Below are 6,027 nucleotides of genomic sequence, written 5' to 3' on the forward strand. Positions count from 1 at the left end.
CCAGCCCGTAGACTACGGTCGTCGGGTGACCGACCCGCCCGCCGAGCTGTCTCCGGCCGAACCAGCCGACGGCTCCGGCCCGCCGCTGGTCACCGACGATGCGTCAGCCACTGGGGACGCCGTCACTCCTGACGACGCGGCCACCGAACCGACAACCGGATTCACCGTACGGCTGGCGAACTTCACCGGCCCGTTCGACCTGCTGCTGCAGTTGATCGGCAAACACAAGCTCGACGTGACCGAGGTCGCCCTGCACCAGGTCACCGACGAGTTCATCGCCTACATCCGGGCCATGGGCGACGACTGGGACCTCGACGAGGCCAGCGAGTTCCTGCTCATCGCCGCGACCCTGCTCGACCTGAAAGCAGCCCGGCTGCTGCCCGCCGCCGAGGTCGAGGACGAGGAAGACCTCGCCCTGTTGGAGGCGCGGGACCTGCTCTTCGCCCGGCTGTTGCAGTACAAGGCATTCAAGGAAGCGGCGAGCCACATCGCCGCACTGGAATCTGTCGGGTCGCGGCGCTACCCGCGCGCGGTCAGCCTGGAGGACCGGTACGCCCAGGCCCTGCCCGACCTGGTCCTCGGCATCGGACCGGAACGCCTGCTCAAGCTCGCGATCAAGGCGATGACCCCGAAGCCGGTGCCGGTGGTCTCGATCGCCCACATCCATGAGGTACGGGTCAGCGTCCGTGAGCACGCGGCCATCCTGCGGGACCGGTTGCGCCGGATGGGCACCGCCACGTTTCGCCTGCTCTGTGCCGACTGCGAGTCGACCCTCGAAGTGGTGGCCCGGTTCCTGGCCCTGCTGGAGCTGTACCGGGAGGGCCTGGTCGACTTCACCCAGGTACAGGCGCTGGGCGAGCTGACCGTACGGTGGACCGGCCCCGCCGACGGCGGTGCCGAACTCGACATCGACGAGTACGCCGGTTCCCCCGCGCCCGCCACCCCGCCGTCACCCGAAGGCGTTCAGCCGGAGCCGGCGGGCTCCGACGGCCCGGCCGACAGCGGCGGGAGAGAGGCTCGCGAGCGGACCACGGAGGAGGAGCCAGGATGACCAGCGACGAACGTCGGGACTCCCCGGACTCCCTGGCTGACCAGGCCGCGGCCTGGGTGCCCCCGTGGGCCCGCCAGGCGTCGACCCCTGCGCAGCGACCGGCCGAAGCGCCGGGGGAGTCGACCGAACCCTCCGTGCCCGTCGTCGACGCCGAGTCGGCCGCGGTGGACGAACCGGTAGACGGGGACGGCACGCACGATTTCGCTCCCTCGGCCCTGTCCGGTGAGGCGGACGAGGCGGACCAGGCGGACGAGGTCCATGGGGTGCCCGAGCCCACGGCAGCGCCGGCTGGCCCGATGCTTGCCGCCCCGATGCTCGCTGGCCCGATGCTCGCCGGCCCGATGGTCGCCGACCCGGTCGAGCCGCCGGTCGTACCCACGGAGGAACCCGCCCGACTGGCGTTGGTCGACGACGACGAGCTGCGCGCCGCCCTGGAGGCGATCCTGCTGGTCGTCGACGAGCCGGTCGCGGAGATCGTCCTCGCCCAGGTACTGGAACAGCCCACCGACCGGGTCGCCGAGATGCTCGAACGGATCGCTGACGGTTACACCTCCGCCGGGCACGGATTCGACCTCCGCCGGGCAGCCGGTGGGTGGCGCCTGTACACCCGCCCGGAATACGCGACGTACGTCGAGCGGTTCGTCCTTAACGGGCAGGCTGTCCGGCTCACCCAGGCGGCGCTGGAGACACTGGCAGTGGTCGCCTACAAGCAGCCGGTCACCCGGTCACGGATCTCCGCCATCCGCGGTGTCAACTGTGACGGCGTCATCCGTACCCTGGTAACGCGCGGCCTGGTGGAGGAGTGCGGCAGCGAACCGGACAGCGGTGCCTTCCTCTACCGTACGACGACACTGTTCCTCGAGAAGCTCGGGCTGAACACGGTCGACGAACTGCCCCCGCTCGCCCCGTTCCTCCCCGACGATCTGGAAGAGATAGCCGATGCCCCGCGATGACAGCCGTACCCGGGTGACCCGCACCACCGGGAGGGCAACCGACCGACCGAATGGTGGTGTCGGCCAACAGGGCGAATCCGGCGCGCAAGAAGGCGCCGAACGGCTACAGAAGGTGCTCGCCGCCGCCGGCGTCGGCTCGCGACGCGCCTGCGAAGACCTGATCTTCCGCCGCCGGGTCACCGTCGACGGAAAGGTCGCACAGCTCGGAGACAAGGTCGACCCGGCCACGTCGGTGATCTACGTCGACGGCGAGCGGCTCATCACCGACACCCGACTGGTCTACCTGGCGATGAACAAGCCACGCGGGGTCGTCTCGACGATGGCCGACGAGAAGGGGCGGACGGCGCTGGCGGACTTCCTCGACCGGGTGGAGGAGCGGGTCTACCACGTCGGGCGGCTCGACGCCGACAGCGAGGGCCTGCTGCTGCTCACCAACGACGGCACCCTCGCCCACCGGCTCACCCACCCCTCGTACGGGGTCCAGAAGACGTACCTGTGCGAGGTCGCGGGCCCCCTGCCCCGCTCGGTCGGCCGCCGACTCCTCGCCGGAGTGGAACTGGAGGACGGCCCCGCGAAGGTCGACTCGTTCAAGCTGATCGACACGCTCGGACGTACCGCCCAGATCGAGCTCGTCCTGCACGAGGGGCGCAAGCACATCGTCCGCCGGCTCCTCGACGAGGTGGGCCACCCCGTGTCCCGGCTGGTCCGTACCCAGATCGGCCCGATCCACCTCGGCGACCTGCGCGCCGGCCGCACCCGTCGGCTGACGAACGCGGAGGTAGCCGCGCTCTTCAAGGCCGTCGGTGACTGACCGACGGTAGAAGCGGTGCGCCGGCGGGACGACCCCACCCGTCAGCGGTGCCCGGAATCGGACGCTCCGGCCCCGTCCGGCAAAATCTCCGGGAGAGCGTCGACCAAGATTCACCTCACCTTCGACCACCTGGGGTGGCGCGCTCGGTCACCGGGCGACCCGGGCGCACCCGTACCGTCGGGGTCGCCAGCGGGTCGGCCAGCGGCCCTCGGCGCCGGCTGCCCCCGGTGGCGTGGGTCCCCCGGCACCGAGCCGCACGCGGGGTGATCCGACCGACGGGGCATGATGGACGACGACGAGTGCACCTTCGCGTGCGCGTAAACGACCTCGCTGGCCGCGATCAAGGCCGGTATGTACCGAACTGAAGAAGGAGGAGCGGTGGCGGAAAAGGTACGGACCGGGCGATGTGTGGTCGCCGTGGACGGCCCGTCCGGTTCAGGTAAGTCCACCGTTTCCCGGCGGCTGGCAAGCGCACTCGATGCCCGCTACCTCGACACCGGCGCCATGTACCGGGCGATCACCTGGGCCGTCCTACGGGCCGGAGTCGACCTGAAGGACGCCGAGGCCGTGGTCAAGGTCGCCAGCGAGGTTGATCTGGCGATCGGCGTGGAGCCCGACGCCACCTGGGTCAGCGCCGACGGGGTCGGTATCGACCAGGAGATCCGTGGGCCCGAGGTGACCGGCGCCGTCTCCGCCGTGTCGGCGGTCCCGGCCGTACGGGAACTGCTGGTCGCCATGCAGCGGGGCATCATCTCGGCGGCCGAGCGGATCGTCGTGGAGGGCCGGGACATCGGCTCCGTGGTCGCGCCCGACGCCGACCTGAAGGTCTACCTCACCGCCTCCGCCGACGCCCGCGCCCAACGACGCAGCGCCGAGTACGCCACCGACGTCACCACCACCGCGGCCGACCTCGCCCGCCGGGACCGGCTCGACTCCACCCGCGCGGCCGACCCGCTGCAGCAGGCGAGCGACGCGGTCGTACTCGACACCACGGCGATGAACATCGAGCAGGTCGTCGCCCGCCTGCGTAACCTGCTCGACGGCAAGGTCGACGCATGATTGCCCGAACCAACCGGCTTCGAGCCGGATCCCTCAGAGTCAACAAGCGGAACGAGGCAGTGGCATGAGCCCGGACGATGGCTGGATCGAGCTGCGAGAGCCCGATCCCGAGGTCGAAGAGACCGGGCCGGTACCGGTCGTCGCGGTCGTCGGCCGCCCCAACGTCGGCAAGTCGACCCTGGTCAACCGGATCATCGGCCGCCGTCAGGCGGTCGTCGAGGACGTACCCGGGGTGACCAGGGACCGGGTGCCGTACGACGCCCAGTGGTCCGGCCGGCAGTTCACCGTGGTCGACACCGGTGGTTGGGAACCGGACGCCCGTGACCGGGCTGCCGCGATCGCCGCCCAGGCCGAGATCGCGGTCGCGACCGCCGACGTGGTGCTCTTCGTCGTCGACGCCGTGGTTGGCTCCACCGACGTCGACGAAGCGGCGGTACGGATGCTGCGCCGCAGCGCGAAACCGGTGATCCTGATCGCGAACAAGGTGGACAACGCGGCCACCGAGATCGAGGCGACCTCGCTCTGGTCACTCGGCCTCGGCGAACCGTTCCCGGTCTCCGCGCTACACGGCCGCGGCGCTGGCGACCTGCTCGACGCGATCCTCGACGCGCTTCCCGACCCGCCGCCGATCAACGAGAACGCCCCGCGTGGTCCGCGTCGGGTCGCCCTGGTCGGCCGGCCGAACGTCGGCAAGTCGAGCCTGCTCAACCGACTTGCCAAGGAGGACCGGGCGGTTGTCGACTCGGTGGCGGGCACCACCGTCGACCCCGTCGACAGCCTGGTCCAGATCGGCGGCGAAACCTGGCAACTGGTCGACACCGCCGGGCTGCGCAAGCGCGTCGGCAAAGCCAGCGGCACCGAGTACTACGCCAGCCTCCGTACCGCCGGTGCGATCGAGGCGGCCGAGGTCGCGGTGGTCCTGCTGGACGCCGCCGAGCCGATCAGCGAACAGGACCAGCGGGTGCTGTCCATGGTCACCGAGAGCGGCCGTGCACTGGTGATCGCCTTCAACAAGTGGGACCTGGTCGACACCGACCGGAGGTACTACCTGGACAAGGAGATCGAGCGGGAACTGCGCCGCATCCCGTGGGCGATCCGGGTCAACGTCTCGGCCAAGACCGGCCGCTCCGTGGACCGGCTCGCGCCGGCGTTGCGGACCGCCCTCGCAAGCTGGGAGACCCGGGTGCCGACCGGGCAGCTCAACCAGTGGCTCACCGCCCTGGTCCAGGCCACCCCGCACCCGGTACGCGGCGGACGCGCGCCACGCGTGCTCTTCGCCACCCAGGCGGGCACCCGCCCGCCCCGGTTCGTGCTCTTCACCACCGGACCGCTCGACGCCGGCTACCAACGGTTCGTCGAGCGCAAACTGCGCGAGGAGTTCGGCTTCGAGGGCAGTCCCGTCGAGGTGTCGGTTCGGCCGCGTAAGAAGCTCGGCCCAGGAGGCCGTGGCAAGGCCCACGGCTGACCGGTACGCCCCGCACCCGTCCCCACCAACGCGCCCCCTATCCGCCTATCTTCCTAGGACGCGGTAGGGGGTGTGGGGTGGGCGACGGAAGACGCAAGGCAGAGAGGGGCTGTGTGCGAGGCCTGATGCGGCTGCGCTACGCTATAGCGGCTGCCGCACCGGGTACGAAGCGGTAGCAACGGGACGTGGCGCAGTTTGGTAGCGCACTTGACTGGGGGTCAAGGGGTCGTCGGTTCGAATCCGGCCGTCCCGACAGTATTTCAGCAGGTCAGAGCCGGTTTCCTGAACTTCGGGAGACCGGCTCTTGATCGTTTGTTGCTCATTTGTTGCTCGTACGGGACATCAGTTGCTGACACGAGGCGGCACGACCGACCCCCAGGCAGGCCAAGGGATCGGTGTGGTGTGTCGTATGAGCGGGTGGCTGTGTTCAAACGAGTTGGAGCCCAGGGGCGCGGTAGGTTCGGCCGCAGTTGTGGTCGGGGCGACTGGCTACGGCGCCAGTCCAACCTCCGGGCCGGCTTGGCGCCGGCTGCTCTGGGGCTTGGCCGCCGAAGGCTCTGGCTATTGAGTTCCCCCCGCTTTGATGGAGCGGTTGATGTTCCCCGGGTTCGGTGGAGTCGGTTTGGTTGACTTTCGTGCGTTTCGCTCGTTGAGGAGAGACGTGCCGAGGAGTTATCCACCCGAATTC

The 6,027-nt window shown here is 70.0% G+C and carries 5 protein-coding genes and 1 tRNA gene; all 6 read left to right on the forward strand.

Annotated elements, in window-relative coordinates:
* The first annotated feature begins 25 nt into the window (after positions 1 to 25).
* The 6 genes from ACIBF5_RS31825 to ACIBF5_RS31850 all read left to right on the forward strand — a co-directional run bounded on the left by ACIBF5_RS31825 (position 26) and on the right by ACIBF5_RS31850 (position 5,592).
* Positions 26 to 1,051: a segregation and condensation protein A gene (locus ACIBF5_RS31825; protein ID WP_396816595.1), complete on the forward strand. Its 1,026-nt coding sequence runs from the start codon at positions 26 to 28 to the stop codon at positions 1,049 to 1,051.
* Positions 1,048 to 2,004 (forward strand): SMC-Scp complex subunit ScpB, encoded by a 957-nt coding sequence (gene scpB / locus ACIBF5_RS31830; protein ID WP_396816596.1) that lies wholly within the window; start codon positions 1,048 to 1,050, stop codon positions 2,002 to 2,004. Before ACIBF5_RS31825 ends, scpB begins: the two co-directional genes overlap by 4 nt.
* Positions 1,991 to 2,815, forward strand: coding sequence for a pseudouridine synthase (locus tag ACIBF5_RS31835; protein ID WP_396816597.1), 825 nt, complete (start codon positions 1,991 to 1,993; stop codon positions 2,813 to 2,815). Before scpB ends, ACIBF5_RS31835 begins: the two co-directional genes overlap by 14 nt.
* Before the next feature lie 378 nt (positions 2,816 to 3,193).
* Entirely contained in the window at positions 3,194 to 3,874 is a 681-nt protein-coding gene (cmk, locus tag ACIBF5_RS31840) for a (d)CMP kinase (RefSeq protein ID WP_396816598.1), read from the forward strand.
* A 64-nt stretch (positions 3,875 to 3,938) separates the two neighbouring features.
* Positions 3,939 to 5,339, forward strand: coding sequence for a ribosome biogenesis GTPase Der (gene der / locus ACIBF5_RS31845; RefSeq protein ID WP_396816599.1), 1,401 nt, complete (start codon positions 3,939 to 3,941; stop codon positions 5,337 to 5,339).
* A 179-nt stretch (positions 5,340 to 5,518) separates the two neighbouring features.
* Positions 5,519 to 5,592: transfer RNA gene (locus ACIBF5_RS31850), tRNA-Pro, on the forward strand.
* Positions 5,593 to 6,027 lie beyond the last annotated feature (435 nt).

Origin of the sequence: Micromonospora sp. NPDC050417, assembly GCF_044458865.1 — a bacterium.
Taxonomy (GTDB): Bacteria; Actinomycetota; Actinomycetes; order Mycobacteriales; family Micromonosporaceae; genus Micromonospora_G.